This window comes from Vreelandella sp. 2A-K22, from assembly GCF_054065485.1.
This window is the reverse complement of sequence record NZ_JBSUGC010000003.1, coordinates 169,595-194,968: the sequence shown is the minus strand read 5'-3', so window position 1 is coordinate 194,968 and position 25,374 is coordinate 169,595. Positions and strand designations below refer to the sequence as shown.

At 53.3% G+C, this 25,374-nt stretch carries 26 protein-coding genes, 1 tRNA gene and 2 pseudogenes; 20 read left to right on the top strand and 9 right to left on the bottom strand.

Annotated elements, in window-relative coordinates; genetic code table 11:
* Positions 1 to 275 precede the first annotated feature (275 nt).
* From accB to purH, 6 genes are all read left to right on the top strand, one after another.
* Entirely contained in the window at positions 276 to 752 is a 477-nt protein-coding gene (accB, locus tag ACW17M_RS05255) for an acetyl-CoA carboxylase biotin carboxyl carrier protein (RefSeq protein WP_022523657.1), read from the top strand.
* Positions 753 to 783: 31 nt separating this feature from the next.
* Positions 784 to 2,124, top strand: coding sequence for an acetyl-CoA carboxylase biotin carboxylase subunit (accC, locus tag ACW17M_RS05250; RefSeq protein WP_027959283.1), 1,341 nt, complete (start codon positions 784 to 786; stop codon positions 2,122 to 2,124).
* Between the two features lie 128 nt (positions 2,125 to 2,252).
* The gene (gene prmA / locus ACW17M_RS05245; RefSeq protein WP_027959282.1) at positions 2,253 to 3,167 is read left to right on the top strand and encodes a 50S ribosomal protein L11 methyltransferase; all 915 of its coding nucleotides are present in this window, start codon (positions 2,253 to 2,255) and stop codon (positions 3,165 to 3,167) included.
* Positions 3,168 to 3,280: 113 nt separating this feature from the next.
* Positions 3,281 to 4,318, top strand: coding sequence for a tRNA dihydrouridine synthase DusB (dusB, locus tag ACW17M_RS05240; RefSeq protein WP_457547011.1), 1,038 nt, complete (start codon positions 3,281 to 3,283; stop codon positions 4,316 to 4,318).
* Positions 4,315 to 4,683, top strand: coding sequence for a DNA-binding transcriptional regulator Fis (gene fis, locus ACW17M_RS05235; protein ID WP_022523661.1), 369 nt, complete (start codon positions 4,315 to 4,317; stop codon positions 4,681 to 4,683). The genes dusB and fis overlap by 4 nt, the downstream gene beginning before the upstream one ends.
* 49 nt (positions 4,684 to 4,732) lie before the next feature.
* The gene (purH, locus tag ACW17M_RS05230) at positions 4,733 to 6,349 is read left to right on the top strand and encodes a bifunctional phosphoribosylaminoimidazolecarboxamide formyltransferase/IMP cyclohydrolase (RefSeq protein ID WP_202606275.1); all 1,617 of its coding nucleotides are present in this window, start codon (positions 4,733 to 4,735) and stop codon (positions 6,347 to 6,349) included.
* A 152-nt stretch (positions 6,350 to 6,501) separates the two neighbouring features.
* Here the strand turns inward: purH and ACW17M_RS05225 are convergent, their stop codons facing one another.
* Together ACW17M_RS05225 and folE are read right to left on the bottom strand one after the other, a co-directional pair.
* Positions 6,502 to 7,959, bottom strand: a complete 1,458-nt coding sequence (locus ACW17M_RS05225; RefSeq protein WP_022523663.1) for an NAD-dependent succinate-semialdehyde dehydrogenase — start codon at positions 7,957 to 7,959, stop codon at positions 6,502 to 6,504.
* Between the two features lie 120 nt (positions 7,960 to 8,079).
* Positions 8,080 to 8,631 (bottom strand): GTP cyclohydrolase I FolE, encoded by a 552-nt coding sequence (gene folE, locus ACW17M_RS05220; protein ID WP_022523664.1) that lies wholly within the window; start codon positions 8,629 to 8,631, stop codon positions 8,080 to 8,082.
* 391 nt (positions 8,632 to 9,022) lie between these two features.
* Here folE and ACW17M_RS05215 point away from each other — a divergent pair, with 391 nt between their 5' ends.
* A complete protein-coding gene (locus ACW17M_RS05215) occupies positions 9,023 to 9,583 on the top strand; it encodes a hypothetical protein (protein ID WP_009286567.1) in 561 nt (186 codons plus the stop codon).
* 48 nt (positions 9,584 to 9,631) lie between these two features.
* Here the strand turns inward: ACW17M_RS05215 and ACW17M_RS05210 are convergent, their stop codons facing one another.
* Positions 9,632 to 10,606: a serine/threonine protein kinase gene (locus ACW17M_RS05210; protein WP_009286566.1), complete on the bottom strand. Its 975-nt coding sequence runs from the start codon at positions 10,604 to 10,606 to the stop codon at positions 9,632 to 9,634.
* Positions 10,607 to 10,660: 54 nt separating this feature from the next.
* Complete coding sequence (locus tag ACW17M_RS05205; RefSeq protein WP_027959278.1) at positions 10,661 to 11,365, bottom strand: ComF family protein; 705 nt, start codon at positions 11,363 to 11,365, stop codon at positions 10,661 to 10,663.
* An 83-nt stretch (positions 11,366 to 11,448) separates the two neighbouring features.
* Between ACW17M_RS05205 and ACW17M_RS05200 the strand changes: the two genes are divergently transcribed.
* From ACW17M_RS05200 to ACW17M_RS05190, 3 genes are all read left to right on the top strand, one after another.
* A tRNA-Leu gene (locus ACW17M_RS05200) sits at positions 11,449 to 11,533 on the top strand.
* Between the two features lie 336 nt (positions 11,534 to 11,869).
* Positions 11,870 to 12,529: a hypothetical protein gene (locus tag ACW17M_RS05195; protein WP_027959277.1), complete on the top strand. Its 660-nt coding sequence runs from the start codon at positions 11,870 to 11,872 to the stop codon at positions 12,527 to 12,529.
* Positions 12,530 to 12,578: 49 nt separating this feature from the next.
* The gene (locus ACW17M_RS05190) at positions 12,579 to 13,565 is read left to right on the top strand and encodes a hypothetical protein (RefSeq protein ID WP_027959276.1); all 987 of its coding nucleotides are present in this window, start codon (positions 12,579 to 12,581) and stop codon (positions 13,563 to 13,565) included.
* Positions 13,566 to 13,676: 111 nt separating this feature from the next.
* On the opposite strand, the gene ACW17M_RS05185 is transcribed toward ACW17M_RS05190, so the two are convergent.
* Complete coding sequence (locus tag ACW17M_RS05185) at positions 13,677 to 14,438, bottom strand: SDR family oxidoreductase (RefSeq protein ID WP_027959275.1); 762 nt, start codon at positions 14,436 to 14,438, stop codon at positions 13,677 to 13,679.
* 181 nt (positions 14,439 to 14,619) lie between these two features.
* On the opposite strand from ACW17M_RS05185, the gene ACW17M_RS05180 reads away from it, so the two are divergent.
* The 4 genes from ACW17M_RS05180 (at position 14,620) to ACW17M_RS05165 (ending at position 18,295) form a co-directional block, all read left to right on the top strand.
* Positions 14,620 to 15,105, top strand: a complete 486-nt coding sequence (locus ACW17M_RS05180; RefSeq protein ID WP_039858336.1) for an FxsA family protein — start codon at positions 14,620 to 14,622, stop codon at positions 15,103 to 15,105.
* Positions 15,106 to 15,340: 235 nt separating this feature from the next.
* Positions 15,341 to 15,634 (top strand): co-chaperone GroES, encoded by a 294-nt coding sequence (locus tag ACW17M_RS05175; protein WP_027959273.1) that lies wholly within the window; start codon positions 15,341 to 15,343, stop codon positions 15,632 to 15,634.
* 85 nt (positions 15,635 to 15,719) lie between these two features.
* Positions 15,720 to 17,363, top strand: a complete 1,644-nt coding sequence (groL, locus tag ACW17M_RS05170; RefSeq protein ID WP_041158428.1) for a chaperonin GroEL — start codon at positions 15,720 to 15,722, stop codon at positions 17,361 to 17,363.
* 200 nt (positions 17,364 to 17,563) lie between these two features.
* Entirely contained in the window at positions 17,564 to 18,295 is a 732-nt protein-coding gene (locus ACW17M_RS05165) for an RNA methyltransferase (RefSeq protein ID WP_027959272.1), read from the top strand.
* A 66-nt stretch (positions 18,296 to 18,361) separates the two neighbouring features.
* Here the strand turns inward: ACW17M_RS05165 and ACW17M_RS05160 are convergent, their stop codons facing one another.
* The gene (locus ACW17M_RS05160; RefSeq protein WP_041158427.1) at positions 18,362 to 19,711 is read right to left on the bottom strand and encodes a Na+/H+ antiporter family protein; all 1,350 of its coding nucleotides are present in this window, start codon (positions 19,709 to 19,711) and stop codon (positions 18,362 to 18,364) included.
* Positions 19,712 to 19,877: 166 nt separating this feature from the next.
* On the opposite strand from ACW17M_RS05160, the gene ACW17M_RS05155 reads away from it, so the two are divergent.
* From ACW17M_RS05155 to ACW17M_RS05135, 5 genes and pseudogenes are all read left to right on the top strand, one after another.
* Positions 19,878 to 21,086, top strand: a complete 1,209-nt coding sequence (locus ACW17M_RS05155; RefSeq protein ID WP_039858333.1) for an MFS transporter — start codon at positions 19,878 to 19,880, stop codon at positions 21,084 to 21,086.
* The gene (locus ACW17M_RS05150) at positions 21,083 to 21,208 is read left to right on the top strand and encodes a hypothetical protein (RefSeq protein ID WP_268747805.1); all 126 of its coding nucleotides are present in this window, start codon (positions 21,083 to 21,085) and stop codon (positions 21,206 to 21,208) included. Before ACW17M_RS05155 ends, ACW17M_RS05150 begins: the two co-directional genes overlap by 4 nt.
* Before the next feature lie 26 nt (positions 21,209 to 21,234).
* The gene (locus ACW17M_RS05145) at positions 21,235 to 21,684 is read left to right on the top strand and encodes a potassium channel family protein (RefSeq protein ID WP_041158426.1); all 450 of its coding nucleotides are present in this window, start codon (positions 21,235 to 21,237) and stop codon (positions 21,682 to 21,684) included.
* Positions 21,685 to 21,715: 31 nt separating this feature from the next.
* Positions 21,716 to 22,723, top strand: a pseudogene (locus tag ACW17M_RS05140) (cation:proton antiporter domain-containing protein); the annotation flags it as partial.
* Between the two features lie 111 nt (positions 22,724 to 22,834).
* The gene (locus ACW17M_RS05135) at positions 22,835 to 23,257 is read left to right on the top strand and encodes an NAD-binding protein (protein ID WP_411906434.1); all 423 of its coding nucleotides are present in this window, start codon (positions 22,835 to 22,837) and stop codon (positions 23,255 to 23,257) included.
* Positions 23,258 to 23,275: 18 nt separating this feature from the next.
* Here the strand turns inward: ACW17M_RS05135 and ACW17M_RS05130 are convergent.
* Together ACW17M_RS05130 and ACW17M_RS05125 are read right to left on the bottom strand one after the other, a co-directional pair.
* Positions 23,276 to 23,562 (bottom strand): annotated as a pseudogene (locus ACW17M_RS05130) (metal ABC transporter permease); the annotation flags it as partial.
* Positions 23,541 to 23,678: a hypothetical protein gene (locus ACW17M_RS05125; RefSeq protein ID WP_155705819.1), complete on the bottom strand. Its 138-nt coding sequence runs from the start codon at positions 23,676 to 23,678 to the stop codon at positions 23,541 to 23,543. The pseudogene ACW17M_RS05130 and the gene ACW17M_RS05125, both read right to left, overlap by 22 nt.
* A gap of 160 nt (positions 23,679 to 23,838) precedes the next feature.
* Between ACW17M_RS05125 and mntR the strand changes: the two genes are divergently transcribed.
* Positions 23,839 to 24,318, top strand: a complete 480-nt coding sequence (mntR, locus tag ACW17M_RS05120; protein ID WP_138800315.1) for a manganese-binding transcriptional regulator MntR — start codon at positions 23,839 to 23,841, stop codon at positions 24,316 to 24,318.
* 181 nt (positions 24,319 to 24,499) lie between these two features.
* Here mntR and ACW17M_RS05115 read toward each other — a convergent pair whose 3' ends face one another.
* Positions 24,500 to 25,258 carry a DUF3750 domain-containing protein gene (locus ACW17M_RS05115; protein ID WP_009286560.1) on the bottom strand — a complete coding sequence of 253 codons (759 nt, stop codon included), beginning with the start codon at positions 25,256 to 25,258 and terminating at the stop codon, positions 24,500 to 24,502.
* Between the last annotated feature and the right edge of the window lie 116 nt (positions 25,259 to 25,374).

Sequence of the window (25,374 nt, the reverse complement as noted above, 5' to 3'; positions counted from 1 at the left end):
CGTCAAACAGTTGTTTAATTCTTAACTACATGATGGCTTGGACGTTGGCGTAGGCAGTTGCTGGACATCCTGGCACTTTTTCGGCAAACTCCGCTCCCATATTAGCTAAAAACTTGCTTTTTTAACGGTGAGAACGGGGTAACGTTCGCTAACATGCAGCGTTCTCTTCATTTTTAAATTTGGTTTACTGCGCAACGTACGCGCCATAAAGAGCTTCCTGCACTTATGCTCGCGCGCTTTGTGACTACCTTTTATGACATTGATGGGGCTATGCCATGGATATCCGCAAAGTTAAGAAACTGATTGAGCTACTCGAAGAGTCCAATATTAGCGAGATTGAAATTCAGGAAGGCGAAGAGTCAGTCCGCATCAGCCGTCACCCTAATGGCGCTTCGTGGCAGCCACAGCCGATGCCGCAATATGCGCAGCAACCTGGCTATGCGCCTGCTCCCCCCGCAGCGGGCGCTCCAGCATCAGCACCGGCTGCTGAAGCAGAGCCTCAGGGCGCAAGCTACCGTGGCGAGGCAGTCAACTCTCCCATGGTAGGCACCTTCTACCGCAGCCCAGCGCCGGGCGCCAAATCGTTTGTGGAAGTCGGCGATAGCGTCAAACAAGGTGACACTGTATGCATCATTGAAGCCATGAAAATGATGAACCAGATTGAAGCTGACCGTGACGGTGTAGTGGAAGCCATCCTGGTGGAAGATGGCGAGCCTGTAGAATTCGATCAACCCATGATCGTTATCGCTTAATCTTTCATTTTCAACACGGGTGGACTCTCCCATGCTGGACAAGGTACTTATCGCCAACCGCGGCGAGATTGCCCTCCGTATCCTACGGGCCTGTAAAGAACTCGGCATCAAAACCGTAGCGGTACACTCCAAAGCTGATCGTGAACTGATGCACGTTCGCCTGGCGGATGAAGCCGTGTGTATTGGCCCGGCATCGTCAGCGCAGTCTTACTTAAACATTCCGGCCCTAATTAGTGCAGCCGAAGTCACCGACTCGACCGCCATTCACCCCGGCTATGGCTTTTTGTCTGAAAACGCCAACTTTGCTGAACAGGTTGAGCGCTCAGGCTTTACCTTTATTGGCCCCCGCGCCGAGACGATTCGTCTGATGGGCGACAAAGTCAGCGCCATCCAGTCGATGAAGGAAGCGGGCGTTCCCACGGTGCCAGGCTCAGACGGTCCCTTGGGTGATGATGACGCAACGAATCTCGCCACGGCACGTCGCATTGGCTACCCGGTGATCATTAAGGCTGCCTCTGGCGGCGGCGGTCGTGGTATGCGCGTGGTGCACACTGAAGGCCATCTGCTTTCAGCGATTACCGTTACTCGCACTGAAGCCCACGCCGCCTTCGGTGACGGCACGGTCTACATGGAAAAATTCCTTGAGAAGCCGCGCCACGTGGAAGTACAAGTATTAGCCGACGGCCAGGGTAACGCGATCCATCTTTATGACCGCGACTGCTCGCTGCAACGTCGTCACCAGAAAGTGCTTGAAGAAGCCCCGGCGCCAGGTCTTGACCCAGACGCCCGTGCTCAGGTGCTTGAAGCGTGCCGCCAGGCATGTATCAAGATCAACTACCGTGGTGCGGGCACCTTCGAATTCTTGTATGAAGACGGTGAATACTTCTTCATCGAGATGAATACCCGCGTTCAGGTCGAGCACCCGGTCACCGAAATGGTCACTGGCGTGGATATCGTCAAAGAGCAGCTGCGTATTGCCTCAGGCCTGCCGCTGTCGATTCGCCAGGAAGATGTGCAGCTCAACGGCCACTCCTTCGAATGCCGTATTAACGCCGAAGACTCGCGCACCTTTATGCCGTCTCCCGGCAAGGTAACGCTGTTTCACGCACCCGGTGGCCTCGGCGTGCGGATGGATTCCCATCTCTATACCGGCTACACCGTGCCGCCGCACTATGACTCTCTGATCGGCAAGCTGATCAGTTGGGGCGCGGATCGTGAAATAGCCCTGACACGGATGCGTAACGCCCTCGACGAGCTGCTGGTGGAAGGCATTAAAACCAATATCGACTTACAAAAGGATTTGGTTCGCGACAGCTACTTCCGTCAAGGCGGTGTCAACATTCACTACCTGGAAAAGAAACTCGGCAGCTAATGCAGCAGCCAAGCGCTTTCCAGCGCACTGTGTGATACCCAGCGGGGTGGCCATGTCCACCCCGTCCTTGTCTTTACTCCATGTGTCTGTACTGTATTTATCTTTAATTCGCCTTGCGGAGAACCTCCATGCCCTGGCTTCAACTCAAAGCCCACGTCGCCCCCGAACAGGCAGAGTTCCTAGAAGAACTACTGCTTGACGAAGGCGCAACGGCTATTGGTCTTCAGGATGCCCACGATGATCCGGTATTTGAGCCAGAGCGTGGCACCACACCGCTGTGGGAAGATACCATCCTTACCGGCTTATACGATGACCTGGAGGGGGTCGAGAGCATGCTGGAGCGTATCGAGGCCGCCTGGTCAGAGCAGATGCCTGGTGAGCCCTGCCCGACCATCGAGTATGAGCTGCTCGCTGATCGAGATTGGGAGCGCGAGTGGATGGATGACTTCACGCCGCTGCGCATGGGTCAACGCCTGTGGATTGTACCCAGCTGGCACGAACCACCCGAGGCCGACGCCGTTAACCTGATACTCGACCCGGGCCTCGCCTTTGGTACCGGTACGCACCCCACCACAGCGCTGTGTCTTGAGTGGCTGGATGAGCTGGCCGTAACCGGTCACCTAGCTCAGCAAACCGTACTGGATGTGGGCTGCGGTTCTGGCATTCTCGCTATCGCCGCGCTCAAACTGGGCGCTAGCCACGCCGACGCCACCGACATTGATCCCCAGGCGCTGCAGGCCAGCCGAGACAACGCCGAACGGAATGGTATTGCCGAGTCGAACCTAAACCTCTACTACCCTGAGCAGTTAAGCGACGGCGGTGACTATCCTATCGTAACCGCCAATATTTTAGCGGGGCCGCTGGTCGAACTAGCGCCAATGATTGCCGGGCACGTGGCGCCAGGTGGGCGCATTGCGCTATCGGGGGTGTTGGCAAACCAGGCCAATGAGGTTTACGAGGCCTATGCAGCGCAAGGCATTGCTATGGATGAACCGGTGATTCGCGAAGGCTGGGTGCGGCTTAGTGGCTTGCGTCCACGTTAAAGCGGCAATTGGCCTTCACCCCACCACCGAGTAGGCGTATCATACGCCTCCTTGAAACGCCTACTCGCCGTTAGCACTGCACCCATAGCTTAAAACCAACAAAGTCTGACGCCATGACGTTAACCACACTACCTGCCAGCATTGGCCCGTTTGCATTACCTAATCGAGTAATGCTTGCACCCATGGCTGGCGTCACTGACCGACCTTTTCGCCAGCTATGCCGGCGGCTTGGGGCTGGCTGGGTAGTGGGCGAAATGGTCACTTCAGACCCTAGTTTGTGGCATACTCGTAAATCGCAGCTGCGCATGGATCACCGCGGTGAACCTGACCCGAGAGTGGTGCAAATTGCCGGAGGCGACGCTGAAATGCTCGCCCAGGCAGCGCTCTTGAATGCCGAGTTAGGCGCCCAGATTATCGATATCAATATGGGCTGCCCGGCTAAAAAAGTATGTAACAAGGCGGCAGGGTCGGCGCTCCTTCGAGATGAAGCCTTGGTGGCCGAAATTCTCGATGCAGTAGTGGCAGCAGTTGATATACCCGTGACGCTAAAAATACGCACGGGCTGGTGTGCCGAATCCAACAACGCCCTGCGCATTGCCCGGCTCGCCGAGTCAGCCGGCATTCAATCGTTAGCGATACATGGCCGTCATCGCCAGCAGCGCTATACTGGAAAAGCAGAGTACGACACAATTGCCGAGATTAAGTCTCACCTATCGATCCCGGTGATTGCCAACGGCGACATAACAAGTCCGGAAAAAGCCGCCGAGGTACTCGCTTATACCGGCGCTGATGCCGTGATGGTAGGCCGCGCTGCGCAGGGCAACCCATGGATATTTCAACAGATCAGCCACTACCTCCAGCATGGAGAGCGGATGGCACTGCCAAGTCTTTCGGAGCGTCACCAAGTGCTCCACGGGCACGTTGAAGCGCTGCATGAGTTTTATGGCACCACCATGGGTGTACGTATCGCGCGCAAGCATGTCGGCTGGTACCTCAGCGATGACCAACGCTTTACGCCGCCCCAACAGCGCGCGCTTAAGCAGCAGTTCAATGCGTTAGCGTCACCTGAAACGCAATTTGATTGGATCAACGACGCGATGGCCCCCGGCGCCGCCTCGCGTTTGCTAGCCAAAGGAAACCATGCTGCATGACCGAACGCGATCTTCTCTCTAGCGACACCTATTCAAGCGATAGCTATTCCAATGATGTCGGCTCCAGCGATAGTTACTCCCATTTAGCAGGCACGCTAGCGGATCCTGCAGCCAACTCACCGCCGCAGCCGCTTCGGGAGGCAGTGGAAACGGCCATGCGACGCTACTTTGAACATTTAGATGGCAGCCAGGCGACCGATCTATACGCCATGGTGATGGCCGAAGTTGAGGCGCCTTTACTTGCCTGCGTCTTGGAGCACACCGACGGCAATCAGACCCGTGCCGCCGATGCGCTAGGGCTAAACCGTGGCACCCTGCGCAAAAAACTCAAGCTATACGGACTTATCGAAGGTGACGCCCCATAACCAGGGGCGTTGTTGTTTTTAATTCTCGACTCTGCACACGAGCACTCTAATGGCTGATACCCCTCTCATGGCTGATAATCCTTCCCTGACTGACAGCAACGCCACTCCCGTCCGCCGCGCCCTGCTGAGCGTTTCTGATAAAACCGGCATTGTGGAATTTGCTCGGGGCCTCACTGAGCACGGTGTTGAACTCCTCTCCACTGGTGGCACCTTCCGTCTACTGCAAGAAAATGCTATTGCCGTGAAAGAAGTGTCTGAGCACACAGGCTTCCCCGAAATCATGGATGGCCGCGTTAAAACGCTGCACCCGAAAATTCACGGCGGCATCTTGGCTCGTCGCGGCCAGGATGATGCGGTCATGGCTGAGAACGATATTACGCCGATCGACATGGTGGTGGTCAATCTCTACCCCTTTGCCGCCACGGTAGCCAAGCCCGACTGCACACTTGAAGATGCTATCGAGAATATCGATATCGGCGGCCCCACCATGGTTCGCGCCTGCGCCAAAAATCACGCCTACACCACGATCGTCGTCAATAGCAGTGACTACGCGCGAGTGCTGGGCGAGCTGGCCGCCCAAGATGGTCAGGTCAGTAGCGCTACGCGCTTTGACTTAGCGGTTAAAGCCTTTGAGCACACCGCCGGTTATGACGGCGCGATTGCTGACTACCTAGGCCGTAAGGTCAATGCCGCTGATGAAGCGTTCCCACGCACCTTTAACCTGCAGCTCGAGAAAAAGCAGGATATGCGGTACGGCGAAAACCCGCACCAAAAGGCAGCTTTCTACGTTGACCCCCAGGCAAGCGAACCCAGCGTTGCCACAGCAAAAATGCTTCAGGGCAAACCCCTCTCGTATAACAACGTCGCCGATACCGACGCTGCATTTGAATGCGTAAAAGCGTTTAGCGAGACGGCCTGCGTGATTGTTAAGCACGCCAACCCTTGCGGCGTCGCCATTGGTGCAACCGCCTTAGCAGCTTACGACAAAGCCTTTGCCACCGACCCTACCAGCGCGTTTGGCGGCATTATCGCCTTCAATACGCCGCTGGAAGCCGAAACCGCCCAGGCGATTATTGACCGCCAGTTTGTCGAGGTGATTATTGCCCCGGGCGTCAGCGATGAAGCTGCCGCGATCGTGGCTAATAAGCAAAACGTACGCTTACTGGACGTCAGCGCTCACTGGCCCGGCGAGCAACAGCCTGCACTAGACTTTAAGCGCGTCAACGGCGGCTTGCTGGTGCAAGAACGTGACGACGGAATGGTCACCCGCGACGAATTGACCGTGGTCAGTCAGCGCGCTCCCAGCGAGCAGGAACTGCGTGACCTTGCTTTTGCTTGGCGGGTAGCTAAATTCGTTAAGTCCAACGCCATTGTGTATGCCAAAGAGGGCCAAACGGTGGGCGTTGGCGCGGGTCAAATGAGCCGTGTTTATTCGGCTAAAATTGCAGGCATCAAGGCCGCAGACGAAGGCCTTTCGGTTCCCGGCTCGGTGATGGCGTCTGATGCTTTCTTCCCTTTCCGTGACGGCATCGATGCTGCCGCAGCGGCAGGTATTACCGCGGTTATTCAGCCCGGTGGTTCCATGCGTGATCAGGAAGTGATCGACGCCGCCAACGAAGCAGGCATTGCCATGGTATTTACCGGTATGCGCCACTTCCGCCACTAAGTCCGCTAAATAACCCAGATTAGAAACACAAAGCCCCTTAGGCGCTCTTTTGATAGGAGCATGCCTAAGGGGCTTTCTTACTATCATCAATAAACGCTAATCAATCACTGCCTATCGACTCAATATCGAGTTTCTAGCCAATATTGAGCCTTTCAGCCCAGATCAATACACAGATACTTGGTTTCCAGATACTCTTCCAAGCCCTGATGACCACCTTCGCGGCCTAGGCCCGAGGCTTTTACCCCCCCAAAGGGCGCAGCAGCGTTAGAAATGGCGCCAGTATTAATACCCACCATACCGTACTCCAGCGCCTCTGCGACACGCCATACGCGCGCAAGATCACGGGAGTAGAAATAAGACGCCAGGCCATACTGGGTATCGTTGGCCATCTCAATAGCGGTCTCTTCATCATCAAACGGGAAGACAGCAGCTAGCGGGCCAAAGGTCTCTTCGTGGGCCACCTTCATCTTGTCAGTGGCAAAACTGATCAGCGTAGGCGTGAAGAAATTACCCCCCAGCGGGTGCGGATGCCCACCTAACAGCAGCTCAGCGCCATTATCAATGGCGTCCTGCACATGCTCACTGACTTTCTTAACAGCATTTTCATCGATAAGCGGCCCAATATTAATATTGGGCTTGGTGCCATCACCCACATGCAGCTCGCTGTTCATGGCAACAGCCAGCTTTTCACAAAAGGCGTTAATTACACTGGACTGAACCAGGAAGCGATTAGTGCAGACACAGGTTTGCCCGGCGTTACGGAATTTAGCTGCCATGGCGCCTTCCACAGCGGCGTCTAAATCGGCATCCTCAAACACGATAAAGGGCGCATTGCCGCCTAGCTCTAGCGATATTTTTTGGATATGTTCCGCCGCTTGGGCCATCAGCTTGCGCCCCACTTCAGTCGAACCCGTAAAGGTGATCTTGCGCACTTTGGGAGATTGGGTCATCGCTTGGGCAATATCGCTAGCGCTACCTGGCACCACATTAAAGACACCGCGTGGGATGCCTGCCCGCTCAGCCAACAGCGCCAAGGCTGTTGCGGAAAACGGCGTTTGGCTAGCGGGCTTCACCACTATCGTGCAGCCAGCAGCCAATGCAGCCCCGGCTTTACGGGTAATCATCGCCGCAGGGAAATTCCAGGGCGTGATCGCACCAACAACACCGACTGGCTGCTTGGCAACCACAATGCGTTGATTGGCGTTAGCCGCGGGAATCGTTTCGCCATAAACGCGCCGCGCCTCTTCGGCAAACCAGCGTAAGAAGCTGGCTGCATAGGCAATTTCGCCCGCGGCTTCTTTAAGTGGCTTGCCCTGCTCAAATGTCATCAGCATGGCTAAATCCTGCTGATGCTCCAACATCAGGTCGTGCCACTTCATCAGCAAGTCAGCGCGTTCTTGAGCAGTCAACGCCCGCCAAGCCGGTAGCGCAGCGTCCGCCGCATCAATGGCCCGCTCGGTTTCGGCTTTACCCAAGCGAGGTATATCGCCAATCGCTTCACCGGTGGCCGGATTCAATACCGTGATCTGCTCACCGCTATCTGCCGCGACCCAACTGCCGTCAATATAGGCAAAGGGGCAATATAGCTGTGTTTCTTTAAGCGCTTCCATGACAGGCTCCTGACCAAAAATGATGGCCTTGTAGGCTCATTAACGTCTTCATGCTAAGACGAAACACCCCTTTAAACCAAATTTACGGCGTGCATAATCGGTCAATGACAACCGTACACGTTAGCTAATGAGCATTAAAAATTCTTGCCGGGTTGCTTGGTTTTGACGAAATCCACCCAGCATGACAGACGATGTCATGCTGGAGTTTTGCTTCTCCACGCCACGCATCATCATGCAGAGGTGCCGCGCTTCAATAACCACAGCAACGCCCTTTGCCTCGGTCACTTCCTGCACCGCCTCTGCAATCTCGCGGGTTAGGTTCTCCTGAATCTGCATACGGCGAGCATACATATCGACGATTCTGGCAAATTTAGATAGCCCCAACACTTTGCCGTTAGGCAAATAGGCGATATGGCATTTGCCTATGAACGGTAACAGGTGGTGCTCGCACATTGAGTAGAGCTCAATGTCTTTTACCAACACCATCTCATCCGTTTGCGACTCAAACACCGCCCCATTGATAATGTCGTCCAATGACTGAGTGTAGCCCGCATTGAGAAACTGCATGGCCTTGGCCGCACGTTTAGGCGTATCTCGCAGACCTTCCCGGGCGGGGTCTTCGCCAAGTGCTGAGATTATCTGGCGGTAGTGCTCGGCGATATCATCGGACATATTTAGCCTCATCAATAGCTATCTCAAAAACGATGCGCAATCGCTTCCAGGCGGTCACCAAGGTCATCCCCTTTTGCGCATGAAAAAGTAACATCATTATTAGGAGGACATTAATCAGCGTCATCCACCACCTTCATTGTACAAAAGGTATACTTTAAAAAAGCACTGCACAATGAGTATTAAGCAAAGAGTGCATTTTACCGCATCTAGGCTGCCTGTGGCTCCCCAGGCTTTGTACGAAAACTGCTGGCCCTCACTCAGGTTTTTTTTGCGCAGCCTTGAACTGCGTCAGAGCGCCGCGCCACTCAATTTGTCCCCCCAATGCCTGTGATATAATAAAGCGTTTTTATTTAACTGCCTTTATTGCAGGCGCCAACATTGAGAGCTCGCCATGTCATTCAAGCCAACGCCTTTGTGGTTAACCGCCCTTGCAGCCCCCTTTCTTGCTACACCGCTCTTGGCTACCGCTGCAGACGCTACGCTTTCGCTGCCCAATGAAGCAACCGTCGGCGTAGAGGTTGTGGAAGAGCTTGCGTTTGAATCAAACCAAACGCGCCTTAACGATATTTTGCTACACCCTACTCAGGCTGCTAGCGCCTCACACTCTTTACCGGAATACTGCGTTATCGTAGGCAGGGCGCAACGGGTTGATGAGCGCATTCGCGTTACCACCCAAGAGGCGACCTGTATTGAAACACACGACGCTGACAGCGATATTTTCACTGGCGAATTTAGCGCCAGCGCTTATGGCGAAGATGGCCAATATGGTATCGCCTGCGAAGGTTCACAGTGCGCACTCTCCCCTGGTCAGACATTCCTTCTCACACTGGATCAACCCGTAGAGATTGAAGAACTGGACAATCCGTCTGCAGAGCTTAACGAACAGCGTCGCCAAGCAGACGGAGAAGGTATCGCCAACCCTGTGCCGCGCGACGAAGCCGTGCCTGATTGACCTTGTTCTAATATCGCCATAACAAGTCAGTGGTGGGCTGAAAGCTCATTACGCCAGCCAGCGTGGGTTCTCTAACTGCAGGCACTGCTGCTCTAATTGGCGGATATGCTGGTCCCAGTAGCCACTATCCGCCAGCCAGGGGAACGCCCGAGGAAAAGCGGGATCCTCCCAACGTGATACCAGCCACGCTGAGTGCCTGATCAGCCGATAACTCCTAAGCGGCTCGATAAGCGCCATCTGCTCGCTAGGAAACGGGCACGTCTCTTCATACCCTTCGGTAATTTCACTTAACTGCGATCGCCATCCCTGCGGGTCATCGGTGGGCAGTAGCATCCAAATATCCTGCATGGCGGGCGCCATGGTGCAGTCGTCAAAATCGACTAGGGTAAACTGCTCGTCACGCCCCAGCACATTCCCCAAATGGCAGTCGCCATGGCAGCGAATCATGCTGCTGGCGGGCACATTATGTTTTAGGAGCTGCTGGTGAACCTTTTCGATCACACGGTCATAGGCCCGGCGCTGATGACGGCTCATCCAATTGCTGGCCAGCACGCGCTGCTGAGCATCAAGAATACCGCTCGCCATTTCTAAACGCGGGCGATGCTGAAAGGTTTTTTTAGCTGACACTTGGTGCAACCGCCCCAGCAACTCCCCCATGGCAAATAGGTGCGATGGATTATCAAGCTCTGGCGCCTGGCCGGGGCAATGGGGGAACAGCGTAAACCGAAAGCCCTTAAAATAGTGTAAAGACGCCCCCGCCTTATCACGCCAAGGGGCAACGACCGACACCTGTTGATCTACCAGCTCCTGCAGAAAATCATGCTCTTCCTGAATCGCACTGTCTGACCAACGATCAGGCCGATAAAACTTAACAATCCAGTTCTTGCCATCGTCATCGCGAAATAGCAGTACACGGTTTTCATAGCTATTTAGCGCAAAAGGCTCGCCTGCAGGCCAAATATCCAGCGACTCCACTGCAGACATCACTAAATCAGGCGAAAGAGAGCTAAACGGGTGTGACATAGGCCACTCCTGGGTTGGCGAAAGAGCTAATGAATAAGCGAAAAGACTATTCTATCAATCCTTACCTAACGGTGTCCGTGCGGCCGCCCAAATATCAACACGTTTGGCACCTGCCTCCAGCGCAGCGCGCCCTAATGCGTTGCCTGTGGATCCGGTGGTGACCACATCATCGATTATTAACAAATGCGCCGGGGGCGGTGATTCAAAGACAAAGGCACCCGCCAGGTTGGCAGCCCGTTGGCGGCGGTTCAACGTGCGCTGGGAGGGGGAATCCTTTATCCGTTTGGCCGACACCATTGGAATTCCAAGCTGGCGGCTGAGATGTTCGGCCAACCAGTGCGACTGGTTAAATCCTCGGGTGCACGCATGCGTGGTAGTCATAGGCACTGATAGAAGTGCGTTTCCCAGGTCTATCGGCGGGGTTAAGAGCATCAATTCAGCCAATAGCGTGCCCGCCCGCGGAGAAGCATGAAATTTAAAATCATGCACCAACTGTTTGATCGACCCTTGATACAACAGCCCCGCTTGGGTGGTCGAAAATGCCGGTGGGTCAACTAAGCAGTGCCCACACAAGCTTGTACCATGAGCAACTGGGTCACCGCATTGGCGACAGGCATGTAGGTTCCACGGCAGCTCGTACAAACAGGTTGCGCACCACCCTTGCCCTGCGGATGCCGGCGCCAAACAAAATGCGCAGTAGCCGGGCATGGCCTGCTTTACCCAATTACTACCCCACTGTAGCCACCCCTTTAATGCCATGCCCTCTCCTGACTGCCATATGCATTAATATCAAATCATTGATTGACTTCTATCACAAAGTTGATAATATACGCCTCGTCTTAGCGGATGTGGTGGAATTGGTAGACACGCTAGATTTAGGTTCTAGTGCCGTAAGGTGTGGGAGTTCGAGTCTCCCCATCCGCACCAATTACTTGTTAGCTTTCAAGAGGTTAGCACAGCCCCTCTTGTATTTTGAATAGCTTCCAAACAGCTTGATGTTAGCGCTACTTGGATAGCTTTTGGTCAGTATTCTTCGCAAAACACCTTCTCTTCGTTTGAAAAATACCCATGGCTTAAGGCCATTTTTTTGTGTGCCTGGTATTTGCTCAATACTACCTCTATCAAAGGCCGATTTGGCTGACTTACCCCCACTTTTCCGCTAGTCTCTATTCCTAAATAATGCTACCCAACCTCCCTCAATGGCTATCCTCAAAAGCCCGTGTCAGGGATTAACACCAATAACAATGAGAAGGATCTCATATAATGGAATGGCTCAACGATAATGCTCAGGCAATCTCGGCTGTAGCGAGCATTTGCACACTCTTTGTATGGGTATTTTACGCCCAGCTACTTTATAACGGCTATGTGCGACAGCGTCGCCCCCGCGTGATCATTAATCGCGGCAAGGGTATCGGCGTGGACTCCATCTGCTTAATTAGCAATATGAGCAGCGAAGCGATCTATGTTCAACACCTGGTAGCGGTACTGCATACCCAAAAGGGCAGTTACTCCCTTGACGTAGTGGAGTACCAGCAGCACGGTGGTGAACAGCAAACGGGTAGCCAACAGAAAGGTGAGCAACAAGAACCCAGCTACCGCACTCATCAAGGCCCGTTAGCTTCCGGGGATTATCTGAACATTCAATCGTTTGGTGATATTGTGAATCAGGTTAAAGATTATTGGGAAATCGATGATAATCTACTGCAAGAGCAGGATATTCAGCTTGAAATTCGCGTTATCGCTATTTATGGCTCCGAGGATATGCCGACAGGCGCGTCACGAACCTTTAACCTCGACCTTAACGCGCCACCCAATCACCAGCTTATCCCGGCGAGCGTCGATACGGATCGACTCAATAGCCGTGGCCAACGCAAGCGTGTGCTGGAGTGGGCAAAAGAGATTGAGACCCATAAAGCACGCTAAATAAACGCTATTGTTAAGCAGCGACGCCCCATTACCGAGACTATCGACGATGCATAAACTGTTAACCCTCTGCTGGCTTGGCCTACTCACTACGGTTTCGACGAATGTGTATGCCGAAGAGGAAGATAGTGACTTACCCGAGTGGGCGGAAGAGCGCATTGAGCCGTTTCGTGAAAGTGTAGGCAACTGGGTTGATAACACATCGCGCCGCATCGATGGATTCTTTGGCACTGACGACCATATGCAGGTCAACAACGAGTCCTATCTACGTTTCGGCCAAGAGATTGATTGGATGGAGGGGGATGGCACCCGCGGCGACACCACCCTTCGTTACCGTATTGACCTACCTACCTCAGAGGATCGCCTGCGACTGGTCATCGAGAGTGACCCGGAAGAGTCGCAAGGCACCCTAGAAGAGCAGGGCTCTGGGCGCCTTGCCAATGACCAGCGTGACCGTCGCAGCTCTACGCTCGGCCTGGATTGGTTAGAAAGCCGAGATAAACGCGAAAACTGGAGCAATCGAGTAGGTGCCGGTGTTCGCCTGCGCCTCCCTCTTGACCCCTACGTGCGTTTTACCAGCGAGCGCCTGTGGCAACTGGGTGAAGGGCCGTGGCAGCTTGAGTCAAATAACCGCGTCTCATGGTTCAACAATGAAGGCTACTCAGCGCGCACACGCTGGGATGTCGGCCGACCGTTGAGCAAACGCCGCCATTTACGCTTTATCTCGACAGTTCAGTGGCGCGAGGAAGAAGACAAACTGGAGTACAGTGAAGTTGCCGAAATCAATCACCGCATCAACCGCCGCAGTGCACTGCGCTACTCGGCTATCGCCATCGGCGAAAGTGTGTCCAATCCTCGCATGACTAATTACTACCTTCAGACGCGCTACCGCCGTGATCTTCATAAAGGTATTTTATTCGCCGATGTGATTCCGGAGCTACACTTCCAGCGCGATGTCAGCTACGACCCACGCTGGGCGATGACCCTGCGCCTTGAGATGTATTTTCAGCGCAAAATTAGCCACGACTACTTTTAAGCGTTATGTACAGATGAGTGAGTTCACACGTTCATCTACACACGCAACGCGGGCGGCCTTTTAGAGCCGCCCACCTATGCAACACGCCTTTGTCTTACCACGGCCAAGAAACTATAGCCGTAAACCGCCGTCACACTCGATGATGCGCCCAGAGAAGTAGTCGTTCTCCATAATAAAGGCAACGCTTTGGGCAATATTATCGGGCTCACCCAAACGCTTTAACGGCACGCTTGACGAGATACGCTCCAACATATCAGGACGCATCGCAGCGGTCATTTCGGTAGCCACAAACCCAGGCGCTACGGTGCCGGTACGAATACCATAGCGTGCCAACTCCTGGCTCCAAGTGACTGTCAACGCATGTACGCCCGCTTTTGCGGCAGCGTAATTGCTTTGCCCCATATTGCCTGCCCGGGAAATACTGGAGATATTGACGATCACGCCTTCATGTCCGGTTTCAATCATCTGAGTGGCGGCTTCGCGACCGCACAGGAAAACGCCAGTTAAATTGACATTAATAACGTTTTGCCAAGCCTCTAAGGACATGCGCTTTTCCACTTGCCCCTCTTTGGCTTTTACCAGCAGCGCATCCTGGGTAATGCCCGCATTATTGACACAACCGCTGATAGGCCCCATGCGTTGCGCGATATCGGCAAACGTCTGAGTCACGGAGGCTTCTTCGGCGACATTCACCACAAACGCCTGGGCATCGATACCTTCAGCGGCAAGTTGCGATACTGCCTGATCAAGCGCTTCAGCGCTCATATCCAATAGCGCCATGCGTGCACCCTGCCTGCCCAAGCGCAGCGCCATGGCATAACCCAACCCTCGCGCCCCACCCGTGACTGCAATGACTTTATCGGTAAGTACCATTCGTGACTCCTTACAAAAGATTAAACCAGCTTCATTGTGCATCGCAGCATAGAAGAATTATGGACATAAATCGAGCTACATCATCGCTGGAATACGTCATGTCAGCTGCTTGCTATTTATATTTATGTCACCATATTACGCATTTACGACTGTTATCGAGTCGCTTTTTCGGGAGTTAGCCATGCCTATTCTTATTTTTATATCACTTTTCACTCTACTGGATTTTGTGGTTCTGTTTTCGATTGGCAGCCAGATCGGCCTACTCACCACCCTACTTTTAGTGCTCGGCACAGGTTTTGCCGGGCTACATCTGATTCGTAAAGAGGGTGTATCCACCTTTGCGCGGGCACGCCAGCGCATGGAGGCTGGTGAACTCCCCTCCAGTGAGCTATTAACTGGCGCTGCACTTATCTTCGGCGGTGCCTTATTAATGGCCCCAGGCTTTTTGTCTGATGCAGTAGGCTTGGCATGCTTGATCCCCAGCGCGCGGCAATTGATGTTCAAAGCACTTACCTGGCTGGGGCTTAAAAAAGTTGCCGGACAACAGCAAGGCCCCAGCGCTTCATCAGCTCGGCCCAATGAATATCAAAACAGCCAGTCTTCACAACAGGATGGCCCGATTGAAGGTGATTTTATTAGTCGAGATGAGCCCCCACGCCGTCGCTGAGGTTTTCTTCGGAAGAAATTCAGCGGAAAAGCAATTTTTTTATTACTCTCCCCCTTGAAAGGCCATTCGCAGCCCCCATTTTTCATTCAGCACACAAATTCGGTAGCGATCGAGACGGTAGCTGCCATTAACAAAGAAGACCGTGAGGTCTTCACTTCTCGCGGGTTACTCCCTCGAGAACACTTTTAGGCTAACCGCCCTCACCAGGGCTTCAACCATACTCAGGAGAACGTGAATGAATATCCGTCCTTTGCACGATCGTGTCATCGTCCGTCGCGTTGAAGAAGAGCAAAAAACCGCAGGCGGCATCGTGCTTCCGGGCAATGCAGCAGAAAAACCGACACGCGGTGAAATACTCGCCGTCGGTAATGGTCGCATTCTGGAAAATGGCGATGTCCGTCCGCTAGACGTTAAGGTTGGCGATAACGTGATCTTTAAAGATGGCTATGGCGTCGAGAAGCAAAAAATCGACGGCGAAGAAGTCTTGATCATGAGCGAAGCCGATATTCTTGCCGTTGTTGAAGGCTAAGCATCGTTGCAGCTGGTACTTATTTAACCAGTGCTTCGACTATTTACTTTCACGTTTTTGCATTCAATATTAGGAAGTAGCAGATATGTCAGCTAAACAAGTTAAGTTCTCCGATGATGCTCGTAAACGCATGGCCCGCGGTGTCGACGTTCTCGCCAACGCGGTAAAAGTTACCCTCGGCCCGAAAGGCCGTAACGTAGTACTGGAAAAATCTTTCGGCTCACCCACCGTTACTAAAGACGGTGTTTCTGTTGCCAAAGAGATCGAACTGAAAGACAAGTTCGAAAACATGGGCGCGCAAATGGTGAAAGAAGTCGCTTCACAGACTTCTGACGCTGCAGGCGATGGCACGACTACCGCTACTGTTCTGGCCCAGGCCATTATCGCTGAAGGCCTGAAAGGCGTGACGGCGGGCATGAACCCGATGGATCTTAAGCGCGGCATCGACCAAGCGGTCAACGCCGCGGTTAAAGAAATCAAAGCCATGTCGGTACCTTGCACCGATACCAAGTCGATTGCTCAGGTAGGCACTATCTCTGCAAACGGCGACAAACGCATCGGTGAAATCATCGCCGAAGCGATGGAAAAAGTCGGCAAAGAAGGCGTCATCACTGTTGATGAAGGCCGTGGCTTTGAAGACGAGCTGGAAGTCGTTGAAGGTATGCAGTTTGACCGCGGCTACCTCTCGCCCTACTTCGTTACCAACCAGGACACCATGACGGTTGAACTGGAAGATCCCTACATCCTGCTAGTGGATAAAAAGATCTCCAACATCCGTGAGCTGCTGCCGGTTCTCGAAGCTGTTGCCAAGCAAGGCAAGCCACTGGCCATCATCGCTGAAGATATCGAAGGCGAAGCCCTGGCAACGTTGGTTGTAAACAACATGCGCGGTATCGTTAAAGTAGCCGCTGCTAAAGCACCGGGCTTCGGCGACCGTCGTAAGTCCATGCTGCAGGATATCGCTATTCTGACTAACGGCACGGTCATTTCTGAAGAAGTCGGCCTGACGCTTGAGCAAGCCAACCTGGATCACCTGGGTACTGCTAAGCGCATGACGATGTCTAAAGAAAACACCACTATCATCGATGGTGCTGGTGCAGAAGGCGATATCGAAGCACGCGTTAGCCAGATCCGCGCGCAAATCGAAGACACCTCTTCTGACTACGACAAAGAGAAACTGCAAGAGCGCGTTGCCAAACTGGCAGGCGGTGTTGCCGTTATCCGCGTCGGTGCTGCCACCGAAGTAGAAATGAAAGAGAAGAAAGCCCGTGTTGAAGACGCTCTGCACTCTACTCGTGCAGCCGTTGAAGAAGGCGTGGTGCCAGGTGGCGGTACAGCACTGGTTCGCGTAATGGCCAAAGTACAGGGCCTTACTGGCGATAACGAAGACCAGAATCACGGTATCAACATGGCGCTACGCGCTATGCAGTCACCACTGCGTCAAATCGTTTCCAACGCTGGTGAAGAGCCTGCCGTTGTGATTAACCGTGTGAAAGATGGCGAAGGCAACTTCGGCTACAACGCACAAACCGGCGAGTACGGCGACCTGTTTGAAATGGGCGTCCTGGATCCAGCGAAAGTAACCCGTACTGCACTGCAGTCCGCTGGTTCTGTTGCTGGCCTGATGATCACCACTGAGTGCATGATCGCAGAAGACCCTGAAGAGAAAGACGCTGCACCTGATATGGGTGGCATGGGCGGAATGGGTGGTATGGGCGGCATGATGTAATGCACCCCTGAGCCCTTCGCTCTATCGACGGCTAGCATTTAGCTGTCAACAAGAACCCCGCCTTGTGCGGGGTTCTTGCGTTTTGAGGCGCCTACAGGCGTGAGGTTGTCGATAGCGTTTTGTCAGCCATTTCCAGGGCCGAACGTGCTACTATCTGGGCGATTTTTTTAAGCTACATTTTCACTACTGGGCACCAGCGCATGTTGCAGCATATCCGTATCGTACTCGTTCAGACCTTCCATCCCGGCAATATCGGCGCTGCCGCGCGAGCCATGAAAACCATGGGCCTGACCGAGCTGGTGCTGGTTAATCCGCGCCTATTCCCCGATGAAGAAGCGAATCGGCTAGCGGCGGGTGCCACTGATGTCCTGGAGAGTGCGCGGGTGGTTACCTCGCTGGAGGAAGCCGTTAACGACTGCGTGCAGGTCGTGGGTGCCAGTGCACGCTTGCGCAGCCTGCCCCTTCCCCACTTTGACGAACCTGATGAGATGGCAACAGACGTCATCCAGAACGCTCAAACGGCGCCGGTGGCACTGGTGTTTGGGCGTGAACGTTCGGGGCTGACTAACGATGAGATTCGCTGCTGCACGCATCAGGTCAGCATTCCTGCCAACCCTGATTACGGTATTCTGAATCTATCCCAGGCAGTACAGATACTCGCTTATGAAGTACATCGCGCCTGGCGTAAAGGTGATGGGAGCGGTTTTACTTATCAGCGCCCGCTGGAGGCAACGCCACCCAGCCGCGAACAGTTCTTACACTTTCAAGCGCATCTGGGCCGCTTAATGCAGGAAAGTGGCTTTTTAACCCAGCCACATGCCCGCACTGAAGAGCAGCTTCAAGCCCTATTCGCTCGCGCTCAGCCCAGCCGCAAAGAGCTTTCGCTTCTGCGTGGGCTATTAAGCGCGTTTGAAAGTCATCTGCCTAAATAGTGATAGAGTTAAAGCGACTAAAAAGGGACAACCAAGTTGTCCCTTTTTAGTTTGAAGATAAGGCTTTTAGAGCATCATTGCCGCTAGCCAGCCAAAGCCGACTAACGGAATGTTGTAGTGCAGAAACGTTGGCACCACGCTGTCCCACATATGATCGTGCTGACGGTCAACGTTAAGGCCTGAAGTGGGGCCCAGGGTAGAGTCAGAGGCAGGCGAGCCTGCATCACCCAACGCCGCTGCCGTACCCACCAGCACCACCGTGGCCATGGGAGAGAAGCCAAACTGTACCGCCAAGGGCACAAAGATGGCAGCAATAATGGGAATGGTTGAGAACGACGAGCCGATACCCAGGGTAATGAATAGCCCTACCAACAGCATCACCAGCGCCGCTAGCCCACGGTTATCGCCAAAGAGTGAAAAAGCTCCTGACACCAGGGCATCAATCTCTCCCGTGGTTTTCATGACTTCAGCAAAGCCCGCTGCGGAGATCATGATAAAACCGATCAGCGCCATCATGCGCATACCACTGGTAAATAGATCGTCTGCTTCGCGCCATTTAAAAATACCGCCCATTGAAAGCAGGCCAATCCCCACCAAGCCCCCCAGAATCATCGAGCCGCTATAAAGCTGGAGACCGAGCGCTGCGACAATAGCTATTCCAGACATCACAAGCCCCAGCCTATGAGGTTTAGCGGGCGTATGGCCTTCGGCAACGTTGGCGTTAGCGATATCTTCGGCCTGATACTCACGCGGGCGGCGGTAACTCCAAAATAGCGCAACGATTAGCCCCAGCGCCATCCCCCCTACCGGTACTGCCATGGCCAGCGGCACCATGCCACGGGTGATCTCTAAACCCAGCGGTTCCCCAGCGCTATTTAAGTTGGCCAAAAGAATATCGTTTAGAAAGATCGCCCCAAACCCTACCGGCAGCAGCATATAAGGGGCCGTTAAACCAAAGGTGAGCGCACAGGCCACCGCGCGTCGATCCAACTTTAAGCGGTTCATCACGGTTAATAGCGGCGGAATCAGCACCGGTATAAAGGCAATATGTACCGGGATAGCGTTCTGAGAAGAAATAGCCACCAACAACACAGCCGTTAGCAACAGCATTTTGACCCGCGTCTGCTGCGCAACGGTTGCCTCTTTTTTACCCAGCAGCGTAATCAAACGATTAGCCAGCATATCCGGTAGCCCAGAGCGAGAGATCGCCACAGCGAAGGCCCCCAAAGTGGCGTAGGCCAGCGCCACCTGGGCCCCGCCGCCCACGCCTGTATTAAAGGCTTCCAGAGTTTGTTCTAGTGACAACCCGCCCACTAAACCGCCGACTAAAGCGCCCACCACTAACGCAAATACCACCGAGACACGCGCCAGCGATAGCGCCACCATCACCAGCACCGCAAGAATTACTGCATTCATGAAAATCCTTAGAGCTATTGAGAGGTCATTAACGGCGAAGGGGGCGGATTTTAGCAGATTAATAGCATAAAACTAATACTGCCTTACTTACCTATTCCTAGCTTCTAAAAGCGCACAACGCATGCGATAGTGAGCTAACTGTTAGCCTGCCAACAAAGAGAACATCATGGCCTTCGTTCTTCGCCACTCACTGCTGCTGATTATATTGGGAAGCTTGGTTATTTCCACGGCCATGGGCTTACGCCATGGTTTCGGGCTCTTTATGGAGCCCCTCAGCAGCGAGCTCGGCTGGGGGCGTGGTGTATTTGCTTTTGCACTAGCCTTACAAAACCTGGTTTGGGGCTTATCGCAACCCTTTACCGGGGCGCTCGCGGATCGCTTCGGTGCGGCCAGGATTATCGTTGTTGGCGGCTTGCTGTATGCCTTGGGGCTGCTGTTTATGAGCCTCTCTACGTCAGAACTAGGCATGACGGTCAGCGCCGGGCTGTTGATTGGCCTTGGCCTCTCCGGTACCACATTCTCGGTTATTTTAGGTGCTGTGGGGCGCGCAGTGGCGCCTGAAAAACGCAGTATGGCCATGGGGATCGTTAGCGCAGCGGGCTCGTTTGGGCAATTTGCCATGCTGCCTGGCACTCTGGGTTTGCTCGAGTGGCTCGGCTGGGCCGCAGCGCTGATGGCGATGGCAGCTATCGCGACCATCATTCTGCCCCTGGGGGCAATGCTGCGCGACAAGCCCTCCGCCAAAACGGCATCCGATTTAAGCCTCAAAGATGCGCTCAACGAAGCAGCAGGCCAAAAAGGCTTCTGGCTACTCTGTTTAGGCTTTTTTGTCTGTGGCTTTCAGGTGGTGTTCATTGCCGTGCACCTCCCCGGCTACTTATTCGATAACGGCCTGGCGGTAAAGGTGGGTACGACGGTACTGGCCTTAGTGGGACTGTTTAATATTGTTGGCACTTATACCGCGGGTTGGATGGGCGGCATCTGGTCAAAACCCAAGCTGCTAACCTGGCTCTATTTGATTCGCGGCGTAGTGATTACGGCGTTTGTTTATTTGCCGTTAAGCCCAACCAGCGCTTACCTATTTGGTATCGTCATGGGGCTTCTATGGCTCTCTACCGTACCATTAACCAACGGCATTGTGGCTTCCGTGTTTGGTGTTCGTCACCTCTCCATGCTGGGCGGCATCGTATTTCTGTTTCACCAGTTAGGCTCTTTTATGGGTGTATGGCTGGGTGGCTATTTTTATGACCTTACTGGCAACTACAATACGGTCTGGCAAATTGCTATTGTGCTCTCGGTCGTCGCTGCTGCACTGCATTGGTTTATCAATGAAAAGCCGCTCGAGCGCTCGCAGTCAACAACGGTGATCCCATGACACGCAATAATTTACTCAAGGCCATGGTGGCAACTCTGCTGTTTAGCTGTTTAATACTCGCATGGTGGGGCTGGCAGCATATGGATGCTGCCTTGCTACTGATGGGAACCCGGTTATGCTAACGAGCAAAGGTTGACTACTTGCTAAGATGACTATTCCTTACCCTGAGCATGTCACCGTGGTGGTAACCACTTTTATTACCGTGGTCATTGCGGTGCTGCTTCACTATGAAGCCCTGTGGCTTATCTCGCACCAAATAGAAAAATCTCGAAGACCACATCGGCAACGCATCCTGGCGATGGCGTTTGGAGTATTGATGACCCACGTTGTCGAAATTTGGCTATTTGGCATCACTGGCTGGTGGCTTACCGAGCAATTAAGCATTGGTGCTTTACATGGGTACGACAGCTTCAACATTTTTGATTATATCTTCTTCTCTGCGGTGACCTATACCACCGTGGGCTATGGCGATATATATGCCATTGGGCCGGTACGTTTTCTGTACGGCACGCTGGCTTTAACAGGCTTTGTATTGATCACTTGGTCAGCATCATTCACTTTTATAGAAATGCAAAAGCACTGGCGAGTTGGAAGATAATCAGCTTCGTTACGCGCTCTAGGGATCCGGCATGTTTGAAGTGGTTATTCTATCGGTAGCGTTTATCTTTGGTATCGCAGCACGACAGCTAAGTTTACCGCCACTCGTGGGGTTCTTATCAGCAGGGTTTGCACTCAATGCCTTTGGGCCCAGTATTGGCCTCCCAAGTGATGCGGGCCCAATGCTTGAACACCTTGCCCATCTAGGGGTTCTGCTACTGCTGTTCACCATTGGTCTTAAACTCAATATCCGCAGCCTGGCAGAGCCCGTTGTGCTAGGAAGTTCCTTTATACACTTGGCAATTACCTGCCTGTTGTTTACATCTGGTTTTGTCATTTTTCTATCGCTGCCCCTGGACAAAGCAATTCTGCTGGCCACTGCGCTGTCTTTTTCAAGCACGGTATTAGCGGCCAAAGTCCTTGAAAGCAAACGCGAATTACGCGCCCTACATGGCCGAATTGCGATTGGCATTCTGATTATTCAAGACCTTGTGGCTTTAGCCGTTCTCAGCATCTACAGCGGCAACTCCCCTAGCCCCTGGGCCGTGCTGGTTTTTTTGGTACCGTTATTAAGGCCGGTACTTTATTGGCTTATGAACGCGGCGCAGCACGATGAATTACTGGTGCTACTAGGCGCCGTATTAGCTATTGCCGTTGGCGGCATGGGCTTTGAAGCAGTGGGTTTAAGCTCAGAAGTAGGAGCCCTGGTCATGGGTCTGCTGCTGGCCAAACACCCCCGTGCGCAAGAATTATCCAAGGCGCTCTGGGGGCTGAAAGAAGTATTGTTAATCAGCTTCTTTCTGCAGATAGGCATGGCTGGCTTACCTGATCAAGACGCACTGCTATTTGCGGTTATCCTAGCAGTTCTGCTTCCGCTTAAAGGGATCCTGTTTTTTGCACTACTCATTGCCTTCCGAATCAGGGCACGCAACGCCTTTTTGGGAGGCTTAAGCTTGACGGCTTACAGTGAGTTTGGCCTGATCGTCGCTGCGAGCATTTTGCAAGAGTGGCTTGTTCCTTTGGCAATTACCGTTGCCTTGTCGTTTGTCATCGCCGCACCGCTGAATCGCATTGCCCATCAGCTTTTTGATCGCTGGGAGAAACACCTGCTCTGTTTTGAGCGGCACGCACGACATCCTGACGAACAGCCTGTGGATTTAGGCAACGCCACCATCTTAGTGCTAGGCATGGGGCGAACCGGTAACGCCGCCTACGACTTTTTTACCGATAAAGGTTTGTCTGCCGTGGGCATCGATTCAGATCCCAATAAAATAAATACCCAACGGCATGTTTTTTATGGTGATATTGAAGATGTGGGATTTTGGCATCACCTGCATATTGCGCAAATAACCGCAGTAACGCTGGCCACCCCAGAACTTGAGAGCAAGCTTATTGCCACCCGCGAACTGCGTAAAGCGGGCTTCACTGGCCACATTATTGCGGGCATCCACTTCCAAGATGAAGCCGAACCGCTGCATACCGCTGGAGTAGATCAAACGTATTTGCTGATGACCGGTGCTGGCATCGGTATTGCCGAGAAAACCTGGGAATGCCTGCAGTCGCCGCCGTTGTAAACGCTTAAGTAAATGGTGCTAACTAATTTGACGATGGCACCAAAAACGCATCAGCCCCCTGATTGGGCGAGAAAAGCAGCGCCATAAAGAACCAGCAGGTAGCGACGAGCACGATTGCACCGCCCGAGGCAACGCCCAATACCACCGAAAGCCATAGCCCGATGACCGCCGAGCTATCCTACACCTACGGAAATCAGCATTATGGTTTTAAAACGGTCGGTGAGCAGGTGTGCCGTTGCTCCTAGGGTGATCAGCATCGCCACCACTAAAATGATACCCACCGTTACCAAACCCGCCACGATGGTAGGGAAGGAGAAGTCGCATTCTCTTGCGCTTCGGCACTGGGCGCTTCGGTACAGGCTAGTGCAGCGCTCAGCCATAGCGGTAGGCTCAAGGCCATACCCAGATTGCGCTTACTCATTGTCTCTCCTTTTTTGTACATGACCGATAAGTATATTGCAGCTCAACAAGAAAGCATTGTGCAAATAGTTTAGCCTAGGCTAACAATATTGCACAAAAATACGTTACTATCCCAGCGACTATCCAATGATTGTTCCCACTGCTTCCGATATAATTTACCAATGACTGATTCTAATCCGAACGCCTCATTGACTGCCCCAAGTATCCCTGGAGATGCCCTACCCCCTGTGGAGCAGCATGCCCAGCAGTATGCAACGGTGCGAAATGCCCACGAAACCGAACTGATTGAAGACTACGTTGAGCTAATTGGCGACCTGCTGGCACACCGCGGCGAAGCGCGCGCGGCGGACATTGCCAGCCGTATGGCGGTCAGCCAGGCGACGGTTTCAAAAATGATTCGGCGTTTAAATGAGCTGGAGTTGGTTACTAGCAAGCCTTATCGCTCGCTGTTTCTAACCGAAGCGGGTCAAAAAATGGCGGAAACGTCACGCGCCCGCCACGATATCGTGCTGCACTTTTTACGCGCCCTTGGGGTGAGAGATGCGACTGCGCGTATTGACGCTGAAGGCATGGAGCACCATGTGAGCGACGAAACCCTCGCTATCATGCAGCGCTTTACCGAACAGCAGCAAAACAACTAAACCCGCTGCTCGTCCTCAATGGGAAAAACGCAATTGATTCGCCTGGGTAATGGCGCCGTTCCAAATCATTTCCAAATAAGTGGTTTGGATAATGTCAGCAACGCAGCTTGGTGTCATCAGCGCCCAGTAGTTACTAGTTTAATAAAAAGTATCTGCAAACACAGTTTTTTACTCTTATTGATCAACCTTCTGTTACCTTGACGGGCATCCCCAACCGCCCGATGCCCGGCAATTTCAAAGCGGGTCGCATGACATCGATACCAAAGCTCAAGCCCAGGAGGTTAAGTTCAATGCCCTCCTCAAGCGCCAACATAATGCCAACCACCCCACCCAAAGACAGCTGGTAACCGCTGCCGCTGGGCGCAGCAGCAAAAACGCCATTGAAAATATAATCCTTACCAATAGCAGTTACCGGGAGCGTCACCTCAAAGCCTGGCACTTCGCGTATAACCCAGGCAATAAAGCTATTGCTGTTCGGGCCAGGCCACACTCGATAAAGCTCAGCTTGTGGGTAGTCAGCGGCGGCGGCCTCTATCTGCGGTATTATCTGTGCAGCCGCCTCGCCGCGATAGTCAGCCAACAGTGTAGGAGGACTGCCAAACCAGGCTCGATCAGGCGTGTCGATTGAAGACACCACCGTGGGACGCCGCCAGCTCAACACCTGATGCAGTCGGTAACTATCGGCGTTTTCAGTCTTGGTCGCAATCCAGATATGCTCGCCAAACGCTCCGCGCCAGTTATAAGCCCGGGCTGAATATACCTGAACGACGGCTTCAGCGTTCACCGCTGGATCAGGCGCTATGCCAGCAGATGACCGATCCAGCGACGACCAATGCCCATCGGTCGCCACCTGATTACTCGCCAATAGCCAAACAGGCCCCGCTAACAGCAACGCTAACAGCGCCACTAGACTATGAAGCCAACGCATTAGCATTTTCATCGCATTATCCGTGATTGGAGATTATCTGCTTATTACCGCGATAGCTCAATGGGTGCAAGTATAGATTCCAACGACGCCATGTGCTCTATAGAGTATGATCAACAGTACAGTAAGCT